Here is a 21551-nt window from a genome sequence, read left to right as displayed (position 1 = left end):
CAGGCCTATATTCATTATGAAAATAGCTCATTTAATATTATGCACACCTCTAACTTTAATGAGTTGGTGTGTATCAGCAAATGATTCTTCTGAACGTATATTAGAAGACCCTCCCGATATGACAGTTGCTCGCAATCATGTCGCATTACTTGCTGCACCAAATCCGACAGTGTCATCAACAAATACGCAGCAAATGCAATCCTCAAATGAAGCATTATTTACATGGAAAGTTAAAAAAACGAGGAACAGACTATGGAACCCAGCAACAAATCGTTATGACGAAGTTGTGTTACGTAGTTATCAAGGTACAGATACGCAGCCCAATACGCCTTATATTGCTCCGACGATTGAAGTATTTCCCGGAGAAACCGTACGAGCAAACTTAGATAATCAACTTGATATAGACCCGATTACTCACAAAAAAATTCCTAAAGACCCAAGTTGTACTGGCGATCATTTTGATGTGAATAAACCTCATTGTTTTGATGGTACGAACATGCACACTCATGGTTTATGGATTAATCCGGCGGGAAATAGTGATAACGTTTTAGTTTCGATTAATCCGGGTGTTAATTTCCAATATGAATACAACATTCCACCCGATCATCCAGCCGGAACATTTTGGTATCACCCGCATCGACATGGTTCAACCGCTATTCAAGTTGCAAGTGGTATGGCGGGAGCTTTAATTATTCGTGGATATCATCAGCCTACCCCCAATAAGACAGGTGATTTAGATTTACTTACTTATGGTTTTAAAGAAAGAACGCTAGTTTTTCAGCAAATCCAATATGCTTGCTATGATGCTAACGGAAATATCGAAACCGATAATAATGGCAACTATATTTGCCAAAACAATCAAATGGGTGAAATTAGGGATTATCAGGGTTTTGGTCCGGGCGATTGGGGGAAATCAGGCCGATATACGAGTATTAATGGCGAAATACAACCTTTCATTACTCAAGCGGTTGCAGGACAAGTTGAGCGTTGGCGAATGGTACATGCAGGTGTCCGCGACAGTATCAACTTAAGCGTTCGTCAAATGCAAAATATTCCTTCCAAACTCGATTTGACCCCAATGGGTGAAAAGAAATTATTAAGTGAGAGTTGTACAGGACCTATTGTGAACCAACACCTGATTGCAGCTGATGGTCTGACCTTTAAACAGGTCATGGATAAAACAGTCACCGTCTTTCAACCAGGTTACCGTTTCGATGCCTTAATGCAATTCCCGCAAGAAGGTCGTTATTGTTTAATTGATGAAGCAGCGTCGGCTTCAGCTAACGTGGACCGTACATATTCACAGAAACGCTTGCTGGGTATCATTCAAGTTAATAAAGCCACTTCAGCACCTCAGTCATTAACAACGGCGTTAAGCAATAATGCAGCACGCAATATTGCCCCAGATATGCGTCCCGCTGTACTTCAAGATTTACAACAAAATCTGAAACTCAGTCATTTTGTTCCTCATCAGGACTTACCAGCTACACCGTATAAACAATTTTTAGAATTTAATATTGATACAAATGCTGATCCAGTTCAGTTTCAGGTGAATGGAAAACCATACAAACCAGACCGAATTGACCGTACGCTCGAGTTGGGTAAAACCGATGAATGGATACTGACCTCTAAATTAGCCAGCCACCCTTTTCATATTCATGTAAACCCATTTCAAGTGGTGGCAGTGTATGACCCTAACGGTAAAGATGTCAGTGATATAAATGCCGTGGATGACTATGACAAAACGGCTGCCCCTGACCCACAATATCGCGGTCTAAAAGGGACATGGAAAGATACTATCTGGGTTAAAAACGTACAAGGAGCCAGTTATAAAGTCATTGTTAGAACCAAGTACCAACGCTACATCGGTGACTTTGTATTGCACTGCCATATTTTAGATCATGAAGATCAAGGCATGATGCAAAATATTAGAATTAGTCTTCCTGATGGAAATGGTGGCGTTTCTCAAGGCCATCATTAATTTCGGACTGTAATACAATTTTATTCTAATAAAACCGCTTATCCTAAAATAAGCGGTTTTTAAAATAATAATTCTGATATTTGTATATCATCCGTTCTTGTAGAGAGACACACTATATATATCAAAATTATTTTAAATAATAAGTTATGTAATTATTAAATATGTCATGTAAATAAGATCTTAAAGCGTAATTAAAAAATATATAGTTTACCAAATAATAAAAACCATTTAATTATCAAACCAAACAATATGCCTAAGAGCTACTCAAATAATTTAATACTGGTTACAGCTCAATCAGCATCAAGATAAATAAGTCGTTATAATCCGCCCAACACCTGACAAATATTCTCTTCTGATGCAGACCCAATCATCCTTCTGGCGTAGTCTTTACCGTTTAACTCATATTTATGCTGGTATTTTTATTGCGCCATTTATCTTGTTCGCAGCAATCACTGGTTTACTCTATGCAATTACGCCTCAAATAGAGCAAGCGATCTATAAAGATGTTCTATATGTTGAGCCACTGAAGCAACCACCACATATGCTGAGCCAACAAATTGAAGCCGCAAAAAAAGTAATGCCTATGTCTGCACAGGTGATTGAAGTTAGACCAGCCCCAAGCTCTGACCAGACAACCCGTGTAATTTTCTCTGATTCTATACATGATTTTACGAGTGAAGCCGTTTTTATTGATCCTTTTACGCTTCAAGCCAAAGGCCATCTAGCAGTTTATGGTACCAGTGGGGTTCTTCCGTTTCGAACTACACTCGACCAGCTACATAGCAATTTATTACTAGGAAAATGGGGGCGCTTTTATAGTGAACTGGCAGCAAGCTGGCTAGCTATTTTGACTTTAACTGGACTATATAATTGGTGGAAACGTCGTCAAAATCTTAAAATCAGACAAACACAAAAAAATAAATTACTGAAATGGCATAGCACGTTGGGTTTAGCGTTATTCCCTCTCTTATTAATAATCGCCATTACGGGTCTTACATGGTCTGAATGGGCCGGAGATAATATTCGGGTTGCTCGTCAATGGCTTAACTGGCAAACCCCAACATTAGCAACTTCTCTTCAAGAAGATAATTTACCTACAGTGATGCACCATGAACATCACGAAATGCCACATAGTGAAAACCTGAATTTAAATATTATTTCAAGTGAGTACGATAGTGCTCTTTCTATAGCCAGAGCACATGGCATTGATGCAGCACAAATACAAATCAAGCCACCCACCAGTGGAAATCAAGCTTGGACGATAGCCGAGATTCAACGTAAATGGCCAACTCAAGCAGACAGTATCTCAATTGATATGGAACACCACAAAGTCATCGATCAACTTGCTTTTAAAGACTATTCACTGGTGGCAAAGCTCACTCGTTGGGGAGTAGATGCGCATATTGGTGTTTTATTTGGCTGGATAAATCAATTAGTACTGGCGCTTTATGCTTTCATACTGTGCATTATGATTGTTTATGCATATAGGGCTGCGTTTAAAAACTCGAATTTTAAACTCATGACAACTCACTTTGTTGGTCAAAGCTTATTAGTTTGGAACCGTGCAACTGGCTCACAAAAAATAGGGTTAATATTGGTGGGTCTAGTGTTAGGGCTAAGCTTACCTGTTTTTGGTTTTAGTATTTTATTTACGCTATTTATCTTTGCTATACGTAAATACATTCCTTCTAAATCATAACACTCACATTGATATTAAACTTTTGAGCTGTGCATACTATGCATAGTATGCACAGCCAAAATGACGACTAAATTAATCTTCAGACAGTGTTTTCATATCAATCACAAAACGATACTTCACGTCGCTCTTTAGCATACGTTCAAAAGCTTCATTAATGTTTTGCATGTCAATCATTTCTACTTCAGAAACAATATTATGCTCACCACAAAAATCGAGTAGCTCTTGTGTTTCCTTAATTCCGCCAATCACCGACCCTGCAATTGATTTTCTTCCTAAAATCATAGGTACTGAATTTGCGCTAATTTCACCTAAATATCCGACCAGCACAATTGTTCCATTTAAAGCTAGTGTTGGAATATAAGGCTTCAAGTCATGGTTATAAGGCACCGTATCAATAATCAAATCAAATTGATTTAACACTGATTTCATTTGAGCTTCATCTGTTGATAACACAACATGATGCGCTCCGAGTTGTTTTGCATCCTGTTCTTTGTTTGCTGAACGAGTGAATAATGTCACTTCTGCACCTAGAGCATTGGCAAGTTTAATCGCCATGTGTCCTAAACCACCTAAACCGACTACAGCGACTTTACTACCCTTTCCAACATTCCAGTGACGCAGCGGCGACCAAGTCGTAATACCAGCACATAGTAGAGGTGGTACAGCTTGAGCATCCAGATTTTCAGGTACTTTTAATACAAAATCTTGGCTACACGTAATACTTTGTGAATATCCACCATAAGTTGGGCGTTGGTCGTGGCGATCTACGCCGCCATAAGTCTGGATGTTACCTTCTTCACAATATTGCTCTAGCCCTGAATGACAAGCTGAACAAGTACGGCATGAATCGACCATACAGCCAATTCCCACTAAATCACCAACCTTATATTTTGTAACTTTAGGACCAATTGAAGTGACACGACCTACAATTTCATGGCCCGGAACGATTGGATAAGTACTAAATCCCCAATCGTTTTTAGCTTGATGAAGATCGGAATGGCAAACACCACAATATTCAATTTGAATAACAACATCATCTTCACGTGGGGTTCTACGTTCAAACTTAAACGGAACTAAAGGAGTTTCTGATGACAGCGCAGCATAACCTAAAACTTCAATTGTCATATTTTTTCTCTCATGTTTAATGTTTAAATAAAGACGATTTCTTCGCTGGAAATTCATTGATGGCTATAGATTTTGAAAATCCATAAATAGGTTTTAGAACGTTTTGGTTCACTAAGTTCCAACTCATCGACTTTGTGCCATGTTGATCAGTATAAAAATGAAAATCGTAAGCTGTTGTTCTATTCCTCTCACAGATTTGCCTAATCCTCCGAATTGTTGCACTTCTCACTATTTTTCTTATTTGAAATGCCTACAATAAAAACACAGAGGGTAATCGGTGGAATCTGAATGGCGAATAGGTCTCTAAACCATAATCAAGAATTAGCTCAACTTGTCGATCAATGGACCCGAGAAAAAGGTACATTCGAAACACCTATTATGGGACTGACTTTATATCGCGCAGAAAAATTGACCCAACCAAGTAGCAGCATGATGGATGCAAGTCTATGTATGATTGCCCAAGGTAAAAAACAGGTGATTCTTAGCGAAGAAACCTATACGTATGACTCTAACCATTTCCTTTTTACTGCAATTGACCTACCTGTAATTGCTCAAGTTCTTGAAGCTTCAGTTGAACGACCTTATCTTTCAATAGTTTTACGCCTAGACCCGTATGTACTCGCCCAGATCATGCTTGAAGCCCATATCCCTTTTAAAGATGTAAATACTGAGAAAAAAGGAATGGCTGTTGGAGTAGTCAATTCAGAACTAAATGATGCTTTTATACGGTTAATAAAACTACTGGATACACCACAAGACATCCCCATCTTGTCTCCCCTGATTATTAAGGAAATTTTTTATCGTTTATTAATGAGCCCACAAGGCGATCGACTTAAACGCATTGTCGCGGCTGGAACTACCGGCCATCGAATTGTGAAGGCGATTGAATGGCTGAAAACAAATTTTGCAAAATCTTTTAGCGTTGAAGAACTGGCAAGCACAATGGGTATGAGTGCTTCTAGTTTTCATCAACATTTTAGAGATATCACTTCAATGAGTCCCTTACAGTATCAAAAGAGAATGAAGTTAACCGAAGCACGGCGTTTATTAATGACCGAAGAATATGATATTTCAACGACCAGTATTCAAGTCGGATATGAAAGTTTGTCGCAATTTTCCCGAGAATATAAACGCTTTTTTGGGGTTTCTCCGTCAGTAGATATTAAGAATATATAAAAGCAATAAATGCAGACCTTAAAAAATTAATACCAGAAAAAAAAGCGGTACTTGATTATGTCTATTCATCAAGTACCGCTAAATCAAAATCACACTGGATTCATTCGCTCAAGTTCACGAATTAAACCTGAATGATCCAACTCACCGTCTCCGGCAGCAAGCATATTTTCAAATAATTGACTGACCTGTTGGGCAATAGGTAAATTCAGCTCAAGCGATTTGGCATAGTTAACGGCTGTATGAATATCTTTATGCTGGTTTCGAGCAGTGCCTCCCGGTTTAAAATCTCGATTTAGCATACGTTCACCATGCTGCTGTAAAATTGGGGAGTCGGCAAAGCCTCCCATGAGTGCCTGTTTTAGCTTAATAGGATCGGCACCAGCTTTACTGGCAAGCAATAAACCTTCGCTTACTGTTGCAATGGTGGTGGCTACAATCATTTGATTTACAAGTTTTGCGAGCATTCCGCAGCCAGCCCCGCCTACTAAAATTGGTCGGCCCATTGCCCTTAAAATATTTTCAGCTTGTGAAAATGTTTCAGCTTCTCCGCCTACCATAATAGCAAGACTTGCATTTTGGGCACCTTTTTCTCCACCAGAAACAGGAGCATCTAAGTATCTAAGCCCTCTTTCTTTACACTTTTCATTTTGTGCTTTTGCAACTTCAACAGGTATCGAACTCATGACGATAACCGTGCTTTCAGGTTTTAGCTGTGAAATTGCACCATGCTGTTTAAACAGAATCTCATCACAAGTTTTTCCATCGCTGAGCATACAAATCAGAAACTCTACATCTTTCCCTACTTGTTCAAGTTCAGAGCAAACATGAGCACCCGCCTCTTTTAAGCTATCTGCTTTAGAGGAGGTTCTATTCCAGACTTTTAGCTGATGACCTGCCTTAAGTAAATTCATAGCCATCGGCATTCCCATAATACCTGTACCCACAAACCCGATGGTCGCCATTATTTTATCTCCGCAGCTGTTCGAACTTTAAGTTGCTGTTTTTCTACTTTTAAGCTATTCGATTTTAACTTTGCTAATAGCAGTAGTCCTAAGCCACCCATCGCTACAAAGCCTGCAATGGCAAGAAAAGCTACTATATAGGTTCCTGTGGTCGTATATAAATATCCAGTTAAATATGGGCCCGTAAAACCACTTAAATTACCCACCGAGTTAATTAATCCAATTCCGGCTGCGGCTCCTACTCCCGTGAGAGTTTGCCCAGGAATGGTCCAGAAAATGTTAATTGCGCTAAACACACCAATTGCAAGAAAGATAAAGCCCACAATAATTGCCCACGGTTGATTTACAAGTAGTGCAATCGCAATTGCTAATGCAGCCATAAGTGCAGCACAAGCGCCATTTTTATAACGCTCTTGTTTACGATCAGAACGGCGGCTCCATAAAACCATTCCGACGGCTGCAAATGCATATGGAATTGCAGTGAGTAAACCATTTTGAATCAGGCTAATTTGCATACCAAACGTATTACGGAATGACTCTAAAACACTTGGTAAGAAGAAGAACATTGCATTTGAACCAGAAGTAATTCCAAAGTACACAATTGCCATAATCCAAACTAAAGGATTTTTAAACACTTGTTTAATGAGTTCACCTTTAGTTAAAGCAGCTTCAGTAGACTGCTCTTTTTCTTTTTCTTCGCGCTCTAGTGTAGACATTAACCATTGGCGCTGATCAGCCGTTAACCACTGTGCTTCTTTTGGATTATTGGTTAAATATTTTAGACAGATTAATCCCAAAATAATGGATGGAATACCTTCTAGGATATACATCAAACGCCAACCTTCATAACCAATGGTATTGCCCCATTGCATGAGACCAACTGAAATTGGCGCCCCAATAATTTGAGCAATTGGTAATCCAAGATAGAACGTGGCAAAAACACGAGCACGATATTTTGCGGGAAACCACAAGGTTAAATAAAAGATAACGCCCGGAAAGAAACCCGCTTCAGCAACGCCCAGTAAAAACCGTAAAACAATAAAATGAGTACCGCTATGAATAAACCCCATAAGTCCGGCAATGACTCCCCAAGTAATCATAATTCGGGCAATCCAGATCCGTGCTCCAAAGCGATGAAGTAAGATATTACTCGGTACTTCAGCAATAAAATAACCAAGGAAAAATACGCCCGCACCTAAACCAAAAATGGTTTGAGTAATGCCAAGTGCATCATTCATGTGTAGCGCAGCAAAACCAATATTGGTTCTGTCTAGAAATGCCATAATGAATAAAATTATGAGAAACGGGATAATTCGACTCGAAACACGCTTAATTGTCTGCTCTTCAAGAGCAGTTACATTCTTGATATCTTCCATAATAACTCTCACATCAATTGGCGATCACTGCCATTAATTTTGGGTATCTTCTATATGTGCCTGAATGACGCTTTCAAAATTTTCATCTGCTTGGAAACCTAAAGATTCGGCATATTCAGCTTTCACCTGAACGGGCCAACTTTTAACAATACGTTGAATAGTTTTGTCTTCTTGCCATTGCACTAAATCAGTTGCTTTTTTGCCTGCGACTTTTTCAAGCGCCTCAAGCATTTCTTTAACCGTAACTGTTAATCCTGGTAGAGGAATAATTCGGTTATCTTGAAGTACATCTGATGAAAGTGACGCTGCTTTAATCATTGATTCAACACAACGTCGCGGTGAAGTAACAAAAACTGGAGTATCTGAAGGTACGGGGCAAACAGCCGGTTCGCCTTTTAACGGTTCACGGATGATTGAACTAAAAAATGTTGATGCTGCTTTATTTGGTTTGCCTGGACGAACCACAATAGTCGGTAGTCTTAAAACACGACCATCAATAAAGCCTTTACGTGAATAATCTGAAACAAGCAATTCTCCTACTGCTTTTTGCATGCCGTAAGAAGACTTTGGTGTAACTACTGTCTCGTCTGTCACCACCTCTGGCAACTGTCCACCAAATACAGCACAGCCACTGGCAAAAATAACCCGAGGCGTGGTTTGTTTCTTTCTTAATTCTTCTAATAAATTTAAAAGTCCGTAGAGGTTAACGTCCATACCTAAATCAAAATCAGCCTCTGCTGCTGAGCTCACCACAGCAGCTAAATGCCAGACGACATCAATATTTTCTATAATATGAGCAACTGTAGTTTTATCGGTAATATCACCTACAATCACTTCAATTCTTGGATCTTGTGGCAAATCATCGCCAGCAAATGCATCAAATAGAATAATTTTATCGATCGACTGAGATTTATTGTCATCTAAAGTCAAACTGCCAGCTTTTAAGATCTCTTTGGCAATTTGCTTTCCAATAAAACCTGTTCCACCAGTGATTAGCACATTCATATAGAGGTCCTTTCCTAGTTTTTATTCACTTAAAAACTTTTGTAATTGTCGTGAATTAAACGATAAGGAGTCCTTGCAATAATTTCCAATGAATAATTTCTAAATATTGATAACTTTTTAATATCAGTTTTATATTTATAAACTTACTAAACAGAGCAGGTTTTTCTTTTTAATTTTAAAGCCTCAAACCTAACTATGGCTTGAGGCTAAATACCTTATTTACGTTTTGCATTTTTAAGTAAAATATTAATAAATGCTGCTGCAATATCAGAAACTGGCTCATCTTTACGCGTTAAAATTCCATAATCTTGCGCATCTAAAATTAGATCTGTTTCTAAAATCTGTAATTGCCCTTCTTTTACCTGATCAATCACCATGGCTTCGGGCAACATCCCCACCATGGGCGCGCCTTTTAAGATCTGCAAAAAGGTCTGCATCGACATGGTATTAACCGTATTTAAAGGAATTTTGACTTTTGCTCTGGCAAATGCGCCTTCCATACGCTGTCGAATTGGCGTGCCTTTAGGATAGAGTACCCATGGCCAATTTAGTAATTCTTGTAATGTACAAAACTTTTTCTTGGCACATGGATGAGCATTATTAACAACAATACAAAATGGCTCTGGGCCTAACGGTTGGAAATCAAAAAACTGACTTTGTGTCACATCGGTAAAACGGCCTATGGCTAAATCTAAAGTATGTTCGCTTAGCATTTCCATTAAATGGTCACTGGTTTGTTCAACAACATCAATAGAAAGTAATGGCCATTGTTTCTTAATCTCAATAATGGAGTTTGGAATCACAACTGCTGTTGCGGCAAAGATACCACCTACTTTTAAAAAACCGTGTCCACCTAATCTTAAAATTTCTATGTCTTCGACAAAATGCTTTGCATCATTTAATACACGCTGGGCATATCGAATTACATGTTCACCTAAAGCTGTTACTGGCATATTGCGAGGCAGACGTTCAAAAACCTGAAATCCGAGAAGGCTCTCAATTTCTTTTAGCATTTTACTCACCGCGGGCTGACTTAGGTTCATCTGCTCGGCAGCCAAATGCATATTATTGGTCCTTGCTAAAGTTTCCAATAATACCAAATGTTTGAATTTCAACCAATTATTCAGGCTTGCGTAAGTCAAATCCGCCATTTTCAAAAATCCTTTTCGATAACTTTTCGTTATTAATAATTAAATTATTACGATTGGTGTTTATTAAATAAGAAACATATCATGATTTCAAATAAAAGAAGGATGCTTTAAATGAACTTTACGTTAAATTCCCAGAACTCATTACCAGACGATACGACTCAAGGATGTTTAATTGGTCGCGCGTGGATTCCAAATCAAATTTCCGGTCCCTCTCCGATTCTTTTAAAAGGCGATCAGGTTTTTGATATTTCTGAAAAGTTCCACACGATTTCCCAGTTGCTTGAAAGTTCAGATCCTTTAAAAGCTTTATCTGAAATTGAAGGAAAATTAGTGGGGTCAATTGATGAGTTATTTGCCAATACTGTCGCTGAGCCAGATACAAACAAAGCATATTTTTTAGCCCCTATTGATTTACAAGTAATTAAAGCAGCTGGTGTGACCTTTGCAGCAAGCATGTTAGAGCGCGTAATTGAAGAACAAGCAGGTGGCGATGCACAAAAAGCTCAATCGATCCGTGCAGTTGTACAAGGGGTAATTGGTGATAATTTAAAAACAATTGAACCCGGTTCTGCAAAGGCACTTCAACTCAAAGAGTATTTAATTGAACAAAAAATGTGGTCTCAATACCTTGAAGTGGGCATTGGTACTGACGCTGAAATTTTTACTAAAGCACCCGTTTTAGCGGCTGTGGGTACTGGTCAAAATATTGGTATTCATCCAAAGTCTGAGTGGAATAACCCAGAACCAGAAGTCGTATTAGTTGCAAATAGTCACGGTAAAATTTTAGGTGCGACTTTAGGTAATGACGTTAATTTGCGCGACTTTGAAGGTCGTAGTGCTTTGTTGTTAAGTAAAGCAAAAGATAACAACGCATCGTGTGCAATTGGTCCATTTATTCGTCTTTTTGATCATACTTTTACTTTAAATGACATTCGTGCTTGTGATGTTGAACTGAAAATTGAAGGTACAGATAACTTTGTGCTCAATGGCGTGAGTTCAATGTCTCAAATTAGCCGTGACCCCGAAGATTTAATCCAACAAACCCTGAATGAAAATCATCAATATCCAGACGGTTTTGTGCTGTTTTTAGGAACTTTGTTTGCACCTACTCAAGATCGTGAGCAAGCTGGGGCTGGCTTTACCCATAAAGTCGGAGATGTGGTCCGTATCCATTCGCCAAAACTCGGCACCCTATACAACACTGTGATGACCAGCGACAAAGCAACGCCGTGGAATTTTGGAATAAATGCTTTGATGCGTAATTTAAAGCAACGTGAATTACTATAATTTTCACGTATTATCGATCGGCTGAATTGTAAGATTCATCTCGTGAATAAACTAAATTTCAAAAAGTATGAGTGAAAGGATCAAAAAAATGAATGATCAAAATAAACGGATTTTTTTACGTAGCCAAGAATGGTTTGATGATCCTGAACATGCTGACATGACAGCACTCTATGTTGAGCGTTATATGAATTATGGCCTGACCCGTGCCGAACTACAATCAGGTCGCCCGATTATTGGTATTGCACAAACTGGCAGTGATTTAACTCCATGTAACCGTCACCACAAAGAACTTGCTGAACGGGTTAAAGCAGGTATTCGAGATGCGGGTGGTATTCCCATGGAATTCCCCGTTCACCCGATTGCAGAACAAACCCGTCGCCCTACTGCCGCACTTGATAGAAATTTAGCTTACTTAGGCTTAGTTGAAATATTACATGGTTATCCGCTTGATGGTGTGGTGCTAACCACAGGTTGTGACAAAACTACACCTGCTTGTTTGATGGCTGCCGCAACAACAGATTTACCAGCCATTGTTTTATCTGGCGGTCCAATGCTAGATGGTCACTTTAAGGGTGAGTTAATTGGTTCTGGGACTGTGCTTTGGCATGCAAGAAATTTACTTGCCACAGGTGAAATTGACTATGAAGGGTTCATGGAAATGACCACTTCAGCATCGCCTTCGGTCGGACATTGCAACACCATGGGCACTGCACTTTCTATGAATGCCTTGGCAGAAGCTTTGGGCATGTCTTTACCGACATGTGCAAGTATTCCAGCGCCGTATCGCGAACGAGGGCAAATGGCCTATATGACAGGCAAAAGAATTTGTGAAATGGTTTTAGAAGATTTACGCCCTTCTAAAATCATGAACAAACAATCATTTGAAAATGCCATCGCGGTAGCTTCAGCATTAGGGGCATCAAGTAATTGCCCTCCTCACCTCATTGCAATTGCCCGTCATATGGGCATTGAGCTGAGTTTAGAAGACTGGCAACGCGTTGGGGAGAACATTCCTCTCATTGTGAACTGTATGCCTGCGGGTAAATATTTGGGTGAAGGTTTTCACCGTGCTGGCGGTGTTCCAGCTGTTTTACATGAATTACAAAAAGCAGGTGTTTTACATGAAGGCTGTGCATCAGTCAGCGGTAAAACAATGGGTGAAATTGCTAAAAATGCAAAAACCTCCAATGTAGATGTTATTTTTCCATATGAACAGCCATTAAAACATGGTGCAGGTTTTATTGTGCTGAGCGGTAATTTCTTTGACAGCGCCATTATGAAAATGTCTGTTGTGGGTGAAGCATTTAAGAAAACCTATTTATCTGACCCAAATGGGGAAAATAGCTTTGAAGCACGGGCAATCGTTTTTGAAGGGCCAGAGGACTACCACGCACGAATTAATGATCCAGCCTTAGACATTGATGAACATTGTATTTTGGTCATTCGAGGTGCGGGCACAGTAGGCTATCCTGGCAGTGCGGAAGTTGTAAATATGGCTCCCCCCGCAGAGTTAATTAAAAAAGGAATTGACTCCTTGCCTTGTTTAGGTGATGGCCGTCAAAGCGGAACATCTGCTAGCCCTTCTATTTTAAATATGTCACCTGAAGCCGCGGTAGGCGGTGGCATTGCTTTATTAAAAACCAATGATCGTTTGCGTATTGATCTCAATAAACGCTCCGTAAATGTCCTCATTTCAGACGAAGAGTTAGACAAACGCCGCGAGGAATGGAAACCAACTGTCTCTACATCTCAAACGCCTTGGCAAGAAATGTATCGCAACATGGTGGGGCAATTATCTACTGGCGGTTGTTTGGAACCTGCAACTTTATATATGCGAGTCATAAATCAAGACAACCTCCCAAGACACTCTCATTAATTTCAGGATATTTGTTATGACCATTATCGGACACAACTTTATTGGCGGTTCACGTAGCGCACAAAGTACAACTTTATTAAAAAGTGTGAATGCAACAACTGGTGAGGCTTTGCCTTATGAGTTTCACCATGCAACCGAACAGGAAGTGAATCAGGCCTGTGTAGCAGCTAGCCAAGCCTTTAAAACTTACCGTCATACTTCACCTGAACAGCGTGCTACATTTTTAGAAAACATTGCTGATGAACTCGATGCCTTGGGCACCGATTTTCTAGAGACTATTTCGCAAGAAACCGCTTTGCCACTTGCCCGTTTACAAGATGAACGGGGCCGTACCAGTGGACAAATGCGCCTATTTGCTAAAGTATTGCGTCGTGGTGACTTTTTAGGTGCCCGTATTGATACTGCTTTATCTGAGCGTCAGCCTTTACCTCGCCCAGACCTACGTCAGATTAAAATTGGTGTTGGTCCTGTTGCTGTATTTGGGGCGAGTAATTTCCCGTTAGCCTTTTCAACCGCAGGTGGCGACACTGCTTCTGCACTGGCAGCTGGTTGTTCTGTGGTAGTGAAAGCCCATAGTGGACACATGGCCACGGCAGATTTTGTGGCTCAAGCAATTGAACGTGCCGTAGAAAAATCAAATATGCCTAAAGGCGTATTTAACATGATCTACGGTAATGGCGTGGGTGAACCTTTAGTGAAGCATCCTTTAATACAAGCGGTTGGATTTACAGGTTCACTACGAGGCGGCCGAGCTTTATGTGACATGGCCGCGGCCCGCCCACAACCGATTCCTGTCTTTGCTGAAATGAGCAGTATTAACCCAATGCTGATGTTGCCGGAAGCCTTGAAAAACCGTGGGGATAAAATTGCACAGGACTTAGGCGACTCAGTTGTTTTGGGCTGTGGTCAGTTCTGTACCAATCCGGGGTTAATTTTAGGCATTAAATCAGCCGAGTTTAGCCAGCTCATTCGTAACCTAACTGAAATTATGGGTGGCAAACCTGCACAGACTATGCTGAATGCCGGAACCTTAAAAAGCTATACCGCTGGTCTTGAGCATTTAACCGAGCATCAAGGCATTGAACACTTGGCAGGTCAAGCCCAGCAAAGCAATCAGGCACAGCCACAACTGTTTAAAGCTGATGTTGAGCTATTACTGGCAGGTGACCAACTTCTACAAGAAGAGATCTTTGGGCCAGCGACAGTGGTCATTGAAGTTGAAGACAAAGCGCAACTCATTCAGGCTCTACAAAGTATGAATGGTCAGCTTACCGCGACGTTAATTGCTGATGAAGCAGACTTAACCGAGTTTGCAGATGTGGTTCCAGTATTAGAGGAAAAAGCTGGACGATTACTCATAAACGGGTATCCAACGGGTGTTGAGGTGTGTGATGCGATGGTACACGGCGGACCATATCCAGCCACTTCAGATGCACGAGGTACCTCTGTTGGAACCTTGGCAATTGACCGTTATTTGCGTCCTGTGTGTTACCAGAACTATCCGCAAAGCTTATTGCCAGAGGCTTTAAAAGATAGCAACCCGTTGAAGATTTTAAGACTGGTCAATGGTGAGATGACCAAAGCAGCTATCTAATCAATTAAAAAAAAAGAGACCACTCGTTGGTCTCTTTTAACTTCTACATGCAGAGCTGATAAATAGAATAAAATTCCCAAAATTAACAGGGGTTGTAATTTATATTTTTCATAAATAAATCAACTGCGTACTCAACCCAAGTACTAATTTCACTATCAGAAATTGCATAATTAGGATGTGTCAGACACTTTAGATGGGCATCACTTCGTAATAATGCCAAGAATATATTTGCTGCTATATCGGCAGAGGAATTTAACTCAATCTCTTTATTTTTTTGAGATTTTTCAAGATAACCCGCAATAATATTTGCAAGCTTTTGCGGGCCTACTTCAAAGAATTTTTCAGATAACTCGGGAAATCTAACTGCTTCTGCAATACAAACTCTAAAAAATGCCAATCCTGAATGCGACAATATAAAACACAGATAGGTTTTCCCCATCTCGGTTAAAGCCGAGCGTAAATTTTCAGCTTTTGTCTCTACTAAAATGATTTGCTCTTGCATGTTCGTGCATTGTCGTTCAATCACCGCTGCAAACATCGCTTCTTTATTTTTAAAACAACCATACATGGTTGCTTTTGAAACACCCGCTTCCTTCTGAATCATGTCTGTCGTTGTGCCACTAAAACCGTGAATCAAAAAAAACTTGGTTGCTGCATCCAGAATTTTTTGATCTTTTTCATAAGCTTTAGTTGAAACTGACATATTGACCTTATAAAAATTTTAGCGATTTCGTTCTAAGTGTAACTCATCGAAAAGTTCAAAATCGAGAATTGACGGAAATTTAATTAGAGAGTAGAGTACCGATCGGTACAGTACAGTAAATATCTGCTCCATGCAATGAATGGATGTTTAAGATTTAAGGTAAAAAATGAATACAAAACCACTCATCGGTTTAGCAGGTGCAATATTTGCTGCAATGACTGTTGAATTTAACAACCGAATCACGAGCATTACCTTAGTCGACATTCGTGGCGCGATGGGAATTAGTGTTGACTCTGGTTATTGGGTCAACAGTATTTACGCGAGTGCCATGATTATTGGCATGATTCTATCCACCAGTTGGGCGGTCATTTTTTCTATGCGCAGAGTTCTGTTTTTTGCGATAGGACTTTGCCTCTTCTCTAGCGTTTTAATTCCTTTTAGCCCCAATATCGAAATCTTTTATTTATTGCGTGGCTTACAAGGCCTCGCTAATGGTCTAACCATTCCTTTGCTCATGGCCTGCGCACTTAGATTTTTAGGACCTGATATTCGGCTATGGGGTCTCGCCTGCTACGCATTAACAGCAACATTCTTTCCCAACTTAAGTGCTGCTCTCTCTGCTTTTTATTTAGATGTGATTGGCTGGAAAATGATATTTTTCCAAACTATTCCTTTTTGTGCGCTAAGTGCTGCACTGGTTTATTTTGGTATTCCCCAAGATCCACCAAATTATTCAAGAATAAAAACTTACGATTGGATGGGTGCCATTTTAGCGATTATTAGCTTAGCGAGCCTGAGCACCATGTTATTGCATGGCAACCATTTAGACTGGTTCCATTCTCAATTAATTTGTGTATTGGCTTTAATTACTGCCATTACTTTACCTTGGTTTTTTATACATGAATGGCGTTATCCAACCCCATTAATTAAACCGCAAATGCTCGAAATCCGAAATTTTGCTTATGCTGTTTTCGCTCTCTTTTGCTTTGTCATTATTGGTATGTCCACCAGCACATTACCACTGAATTACTTAAGTGCTGTGCATGGCTATAAACCCACTCAGACCATGTGGATTGGCTTACAAATTACGGCATTGCAATTTATCTATATTCCTATTGTTGTGAAGCTTTTAAATCAAGCTTGGGTCGATAGCCGATATGTACACGGTTTTGGTTTACTTCTGGTTATTGCTGGTTGCCTAGGTGCGAGTCAACTCGATACCACTTGGAATCAAGACCAATTTTACTTTTGGCACGCCATCTCATGTTTGGGCCAAACCTGTGTCGTGCTCTCACTCTTAATGATGGGTACAAACAGTGTTCATCCAACCATGGCAATTTATGCATCACCGATGATTAACACTCCGCGTGCGATTAGCGGTGTACTAGGTGTGTGCATATTGGATTGGGTCAATCGCGTACGTGGTGAATACCATTCAACACGGTTGATTGAAAATACCGCAAAACATGTTTTCCAAAATATTCAAGGCCCTGTCATTAATCCGCTTACTCCCCCTGTGCTTACCGCAAATGGTGCAGATCGTGTTTCAGGCGGTTTATCTGCCCTCAATTCTGCGATTCAAGCGCAACAATCTGTTTTAGTAATTAGCGATCAATATCTAATTTTAGCTGGCCTTACTGCAATTTTATTTATCGTTATGCTGATTTTACCCGTTAGAACTTATCCACCACGCATTGCTCTCATTAAGTTAATGAATAGTCATAACTCAGGAAAATCTTTATGAGTACTCTAGAAGCCCAAGATCACTCTGCGACCGAGTCAGCCAAATTAATAAAGGTGCAATATCTCAAAAAGCATTGGGTTATGGTTATTGCGTTCATTATTGTTTTAGTTTCTATTTTATGGGTTTTAAAACTTATATTTTTACCATCTTCGACTATTGAAACAGACGATGCACGTGTGGATGTAGAGTACTCAACCATTGCTCCTAAAGTCTCTGGCAATATTGAAGAGATTTATATTAAAGATCATCAGACCGTAAAAAAAGGCCAACTTTTAGCGCGAATCGATGCACGTGATTATCAAGCTGCTTTGGCAGAAGCTGAATCTAATTATGCAAAAGCACAAGCTGACGTGAGTGAAGCGATGCTGGCAGTTGATAGACAACCCACTGTTATTCGAGAAACTGAAGCACAGCTGAGAAAAGTAGAAGCTGGAATCAAACTCACAAAAGATAATACGGCGCGTTATGAGCAACTACAGGCACTTGGAGCGGAGTCTAGATTAATTACACAGCAATCTAAGACTACATTGACTGAACAATATGCTGACTTAGACAGTAGTAAAGAAAAAGTGATTGATGCACAGTATCAGCTCAACCAATACAAAATTCAGGTAAAAGCCAAACAAGCTGCTCTTAAACAAGCACAAGCGGCACTTGATAAAGCAAAACTGAATTTGAGTTATACAGAAGTTCGAGCACCTATTGATGGCATGATTGGTCAAAAGTCAGCTAACGTAGGTAACTTTGTGAACGCTGGTAATCCACTCATGGTGGTTGTGCCTTTAGACCAAGTCTATGTAGAAGCAAACTTCCGTGAAATTGAGCTAAAACAAATTAAGATCGGACAACCTGTTAATGTCTATGTAGATGCTTATAACGTTGAGCTAAAAGGCGTGGTAGATAGTTTCTCTCCATCTACTGGCGCATTTTTCTCTCCGATCTCTGCGACCAATGCAACTGGTAACTTTACCAAAATTGTTCAGCGTCTACCTTTACGAATCAAGCTCATTGAAAATCAAAAAGACGTTAAATTATTGCGTCCCGGCTTATCGGTTTTGGTCTCTATTGATACCAATAAGTAGATAGTCTAGATTTCAAAATATGAGAGAAAAAAGAGACCGTAAATGGTCTCTTTTTTAATGATGAGTTTTAAAAGTCTTTAATACTTTTTAGTGTAGTTTACAAACAATCGGTCTTCACCAAAGTCATTGCCGTGTTTTACGTTGTAATCAATACGAATGTATTGCAGGGCAAAACCTTTTAAGAGCGGTTGTTGAAATGCATAGTTTAAAATCACATTCGATTCTGTTTCATGATTTTTCTCACCATTGGCTGCTTTAAAGTCATTTCCATAAACGTATTTCACCATCGCATTTAAGCCCGGAACGTAATCTTTAAAGTCATAGCCGTACATGACATGGTAAGACTTTTCGTCTTCTTTAAAGAATCCCGTGGCATTCCAGTTAATGAAGTAAGTTTCTGGCAAGAAACCATCTGGTAATGGGTAAGCTGATTCACCGATAATTTGTTGGTAACCTAAGCCAAAGGTATGATTTTTTACTTTAAGAGCCTCTAGCACGCCAATGTTTTGCGCATCAATATCAAAAGTATTGCCGTCATCTTTTGCATTGAAGTATTTAAACTTAAAAGTAAGCGCAAAATTAGGTTGTTTCCAATTATGCTCAAGTCCTACATAGTGTTTATTGTAGAGGTCTTCTAAATTACCAAAGTAATATTCACCCTTGAGTGACGGCGTAAATTGATAGCGCAGGTCAATATAATTTAAGCCATCAGATTCTTTCGTCATTCCATTTGCCGTAAAGGAAAACTTTTTAAAGTCTTCTTCATTACGTGGTGATACTTTTTCAACCCGACCAATTTCAGCATAGAGCTGATCTGAAAGTTGCGACTTAAGATTGGTTCCCCAATAAGAAGCAAGCAATTGTCGGCTTGCATCCACAGCTGTTACGGGCAGGTCTAACCAGAGTTCACCGACACTTAAAAGTGTTTTGTCATAACCCAGTTTTAAAGTGGCGCCGTATTTTAAAAAGTCCGATGCTTGAGATTGTGTTTCCTTATTAAAAGGCAAAACTGTGTCAGCAACATGTTTGTCTGAACTTAAGCGAACGGCGTATTGAACAGAAGCATCAGCCCCAATCGTAATCGGCTTATCTGCAATTTGCAGCGGAGTGTCATGCATTTTCGATTTATAAAATAAAGATGCTGCCTGAGACCAGCTACCCGTATCTTTGAGTGCATCATTAACAAAATTACGGTTAATATAGGCGTTTTTTAAAGTGAATTTCCACTCATCTTCGCCTTGTTGAGTGGTATCTGCTGCCCACAACATTGAATGACCACTAGAGATAAATAAAAGAGTAGAAAACTTTAAATATGGTGTTTTTAAATATTTCATGAAACAAATCATCCTTTAACTATTGGCTGCGCCATCCTTTGACACAGACATATATTTGTTCAGTGGAATCGCCTTATCTCAATTTGAAGCAACTAAAACTTGAGGCTGATTTTTCTTTAAACGTTGAATAAGCAACAACGAAACCGCGGCACAAAATGCAGGTATCGCTAAAATACTTAAAATTTCAAAACTGGAGAGATTTAATGACATTAACCAGCCGCCCATAATTGATCCCACAATCGATCCTGAGCGCCCTACTGCATTGGCCCAACTTACCCCTGTTGCACGGCAATGTGTTGGATAAAAACTAGATGCAAAAGCGTTTGCTCCTACTTGCGAACCACTAATTCCTGCACCTACCCCAAACATGGCAAACATCAATAAAGCCGTATTTGCCTGTTCAATTCCAAATCCTAAACAAATCAGGAAAAAACCACCAAAAACATAAGCCGTACTTAAAATTTTGGTTGCATCCATCTTATCCATTAGCAGGCCTAAGACAATGGCACCAATCGTTCCCCCTATTTGGAAAATTGAGGTCAGCCATGACGCATTGGATAAATTAAATCCCTCATTGGTTAATAAAGTAGGCATCCAACTTGAAATCATATAAATAATGAGTAGGCTCATAAAAAAGGTAAACCAAATCAAAAAAGTGCCCAAAGCAAAGCCTTTATTAAACAAATCTTTCAAGCTTGATTTTTCGACTTCATTGACTGTTGGAACCAACGTAGGAGCACTGTTTAAATGCGGTGCGATACGGTGAATAATCTTTTCAATTTTTTCGATGCTCTTCTTTTTAAGCACTAAAAATCGAATAGATTCAGGTAATAAAAAATATAAGAAAGGTACGGTCGCTAAAGGCAACACTCCCCCAATAAGCAAAATACCGTGCCAACCAATATGAGGAAGTAGCTGAGCTGAAAGAATCCCACCAAGAGCAGAACCCACTGTAAAGCCACAGAACATCATGGTTACAAGATTAGAGCGACGAGATGTAGGTGCATATTCAGAGGTTAAAGTAATTGCATTGGGTAAAGCCCCACCTAGACCCAAACCAGTGAGAAATCTCCAAATAATTAGGGTTTGTAAATCTGCTGAAAAAGAGGCAAAAACACTGGCAATTCCAAACATAATGACCGAACCAATCAAAATCGGTTTACGGCCTAATTTATCGGATAACGGTCCGAAAATGAGTGCACCAGCCATCAGTCCAAATAAGCCAGCGCCAAATAAAGGTGCCAAATCGGTTGCTTGCAACCCCCATTCTGCCTTTAAAGCAGGTGCAATAAATCCAACTGCTGCAGTATCAAAACCATCAATCGCAACAATCAAAAAACACAACCACATGATTAATTTTTGCAAAGACGATAGCGGTATTTCATCAATGAAACTTTGTACGTCTATAGAATTTTGAGACATGAGAGCTCCTTTCGCCAATACATTGGCGTATATG

Annotated in this window: 16 protein-coding genes; 8 read left to right on the top strand and 8 right to left on the bottom strand. The window is 39.6% G+C overall.

Annotation, left to right across the window (positions count from 1 at the left end; genetic code table 11):
* The first annotated feature begins 16 nt into the window (after positions 1–16).
* Positions 17–1981, top strand: coding sequence for a multicopper oxidase family protein (locus tag F968_RS08580; RefSeq protein ID WP_004792219.1), 1965 nt, complete (start codon positions 17–19; stop codon positions 1979–1981).
* 355 nt (positions 1982–2336) lie between these two features.
* Positions 2337–3680 (top strand): PepSY-associated TM helix domain-containing protein, encoded by a 1344-nt coding sequence (locus F968_RS08575; protein ID WP_004792217.1) that lies wholly within the window; start codon positions 2337–2339, stop codon positions 3678–3680.
* A 72-nt stretch (positions 3681–3752) separates the two neighbouring features.
* Here F968_RS08575 and F968_RS08570 read toward each other — a convergent pair whose 3' ends face one another.
* Positions 3753–4805, bottom strand: coding sequence for an NAD(P)-dependent alcohol dehydrogenase (locus F968_RS08570; protein ID WP_004792216.1), 1053 nt, complete (start codon positions 4803–4805; stop codon positions 3753–3755).
* A 288-nt stretch (positions 4806–5093) separates the two neighbouring features.
* On the opposite strand from F968_RS08570, the gene F968_RS08565 reads away from it, so the two are divergent.
* The gene (locus F968_RS08565; protein ID WP_004792214.1) at positions 5094–5981 is read left to right on the top strand and encodes an AraC family transcriptional regulator; all 888 of its coding nucleotides are present in this window, start codon (positions 5094–5096) and stop codon (positions 5979–5981) included.
* 89 nt (positions 5982–6070) lie between these two features.
* On the opposite strand, the gene F968_RS08560 is transcribed toward F968_RS08565, so the two are convergent.
* The 4 genes from F968_RS08560 to F968_RS08545 all read right to left on the bottom strand — a co-directional run bounded on the left by F968_RS08560 (position 6071) and on the right by F968_RS08545 (position 10475).
* Positions 6071–6943: an NAD(P)-dependent oxidoreductase gene (locus F968_RS08560; RefSeq protein WP_004792212.1), complete on the bottom strand. Its 873-nt coding sequence runs from the start codon at positions 6941–6943 to the stop codon at positions 6071–6073.
* A complete protein-coding gene (locus F968_RS08555; RefSeq protein ID WP_004792210.1) occupies positions 6943–8319 on the bottom strand; it encodes an MFS transporter in 1377 nt (458 codons plus the stop codon). The genes F968_RS08560 and F968_RS08555 overlap by 1 nt, the downstream gene beginning before the upstream one ends.
* A gap of 33 nt (positions 8320–8352) precedes the next feature.
* Positions 8353–9324, bottom strand: a complete 972-nt coding sequence (gene denD / locus F968_RS08550) for a D-erythronate dehydrogenase (RefSeq protein WP_004792208.1) — start codon at positions 9322–9324, stop codon at positions 8353–8355.
* Between the two features lie 215 nt (positions 9325–9539).
* Positions 9540–10475: a LysR family transcriptional regulator gene (locus tag F968_RS08545; protein ID WP_004792206.1), complete on the bottom strand. Its 936-nt coding sequence runs from the start codon at positions 10473–10475 to the stop codon at positions 9540–9542.
* Between the two features lie 111 nt (positions 10476–10586).
* On the opposite strand from F968_RS08545, the gene F968_RS08540 reads away from it, so the two are divergent.
* The 3 genes from F968_RS08540 (at position 10587) to F968_RS08530 (ending at position 15232) form a co-directional block, all read left to right on the top strand.
* On the top strand, positions 10587–11762 hold the full coding sequence (locus tag F968_RS08540) for a fumarylacetoacetate hydrolase family protein (RefSeq protein ID WP_004792205.1): 1176 nt from the start codon (positions 10587–10589) through the stop codon (positions 11760–11762).
* A gap of 88 nt (positions 11763–11850) precedes the next feature.
* Positions 11851–13638, top strand: a complete 1788-nt coding sequence (locus tag F968_RS08535; protein WP_004792203.1) for an IlvD/Edd family dehydratase — start codon at positions 11851–11853, stop codon at positions 13636–13638.
* A 16-nt stretch (positions 13639–13654) separates the two neighbouring features.
* Positions 13655–15232: an aldehyde dehydrogenase (NADP(+)) gene (locus F968_RS08530; RefSeq protein ID WP_004792202.1), complete on the top strand. Its 1578-nt coding sequence runs from the start codon at positions 13655–13657 to the stop codon at positions 15230–15232.
* An 82-nt stretch (positions 15233–15314) separates the two neighbouring features.
* Here the strand turns inward: F968_RS08530 and F968_RS08525 are convergent, their stop codons facing one another.
* On the bottom strand, positions 15315–15935 hold the full coding sequence (locus tag F968_RS08525; protein WP_004792200.1) for a TetR/AcrR family transcriptional regulator: 621 nt from the start codon (positions 15933–15935) through the stop codon (positions 15315–15317).
* A 166-nt stretch (positions 15936–16101) separates the two neighbouring features.
* Between F968_RS08525 and F968_RS08520 the strand changes: the two genes are divergently transcribed.
* The gene (locus F968_RS08520; RefSeq protein WP_004792198.1) at positions 16102–17679 is read left to right on the top strand and encodes an MFS transporter; all 1578 of its coding nucleotides are present in this window, start codon (positions 16102–16104) and stop codon (positions 17677–17679) included.
* On the top strand, positions 17676–18761 hold the full coding sequence (locus tag F968_RS08515) for an HlyD family secretion protein (protein ID WP_004792195.1): 1086 nt from the start codon (positions 17676–17678) through the stop codon (positions 18759–18761). Before F968_RS08520 ends, F968_RS08515 begins: the two co-directional genes overlap by 4 nt.
* 77 nt (positions 18762–18838) lie before the next feature.
* Here the strand turns inward: F968_RS08515 and F968_RS08510 are convergent, their stop codons facing one another.
* Together F968_RS08510 and F968_RS08505 are read right to left on the bottom strand one after the other, a co-directional pair.
* Complete coding sequence (locus F968_RS08510; protein ID WP_004792193.1) at positions 18839–20095, bottom strand: OprD family outer membrane porin; 1257 nt, start codon at positions 20093–20095, stop codon at positions 18839–18841.
* Between the two features lie 78 nt (positions 20096–20173).
* Entirely contained in the window at positions 20174–21517 is a 1344-nt protein-coding gene (locus tag F968_RS08505) for an MFS transporter (RefSeq protein WP_004792191.1), read from the bottom strand.
* Between the last annotated feature and the right edge of the window lie 34 nt (positions 21518–21551).

It is taken from the genome of Acinetobacter sp. NIPH 817 (assembly GCF_000368405.1).
Classification (GTDB): Bacteria; Pseudomonadota; Gammaproteobacteria; order Pseudomonadales; family Moraxellaceae; genus Acinetobacter.
The sequence above is the reverse complement of the archived record's forward strand: the minus strand, read 5'-3'. Positions and strand labels throughout refer to the sequence as shown.

Coding starts and splice junctions, on each gene's coding strand:
- F968_RS08580 (WP_004792219.1), top strand. CDS start 17: ATGAAAATAGCTCATTTAATATTATGCACACCTCTAACTTTAATGAGT.
- F968_RS08575 (WP_004792217.1), top strand. CDS start 2,337: ATGCAGACCCAATCATCCTTCTGGCGTAGTCTTTACCGTTTAACTCAT.
- F968_RS08570 (WP_004792216.1), bottom strand. CDS start 4,805: ATGACAATTGAAGTTTTAGGTTATGCTGCGCTGTCATCAGAAACTCCT.
- F968_RS08565 (WP_004792214.1), top strand. CDS start 5,094: ATGGCGAATAGGTCTCTAAACCATAATCAAGAATTAGCTCAACTTGTC.
- F968_RS08560 (WP_004792212.1), bottom strand. CDS start 6,943: ATGGCGACCATCGGGTTTGTGGGTACAGGTATTATGGGAATGCCGATG.
- F968_RS08555 (WP_004792210.1), bottom strand. CDS start 8,319: ATGGAAGATATCAAGAATGTAACTGCTCTTGAAGAGCAGACAATTAAG.
- denD (WP_004792208.1), bottom strand. CDS start 9,324: ATGAATGTGCTAATCACTGGTGGAACAGGTTTTATTGGAAAGCAAATT.
- F968_RS08545 (WP_004792206.1), bottom strand. CDS start 10,475: ATGGCGGATTTGACTTACGCAAGCCTGAATAATTGGTTGAAATTCAAA.
- F968_RS08540 (WP_004792205.1), top strand. CDS start 10,587: ATGAACTTTACGTTAAATTCCCAGAACTCATTACCAGACGATACGACT.
- F968_RS08535 (WP_004792203.1), top strand. CDS start 11,851: ATGAATGATCAAAATAAACGGATTTTTTTACGTAGCCAAGAATGGTTT.
- F968_RS08530 (WP_004792202.1), top strand. CDS start 13,655: ATGACCATTATCGGACACAACTTTATTGGCGGTTCACGTAGCGCACAA.
- F968_RS08525 (WP_004792200.1), bottom strand. CDS start 15,935: ATGTCAGTTTCAACTAAAGCTTATGAAAAAGATCAAAAAATTCTGGAT.
- F968_RS08520 (WP_004792198.1), top strand. CDS start 16,102: ATGAATACAAAACCACTCATCGGTTTAGCAGGTGCAATATTTGCTGCA.
- F968_RS08515 (WP_004792195.1), top strand. CDS start 17,676: ATGAGTACTCTAGAAGCCCAAGATCACTCTGCGACCGAGTCAGCCAAA.
- F968_RS08510 (WP_004792193.1), bottom strand. CDS start 20,095: ATGAAATATTTAAAAACACCATATTTAAAGTTTTCTACTCTTTTATTT.
- F968_RS08505 (WP_004792191.1), bottom strand. CDS start 21,517: ATGTCTCAAAATTCTATAGACGTACAAAGTTTCATTGATGAAATACCG.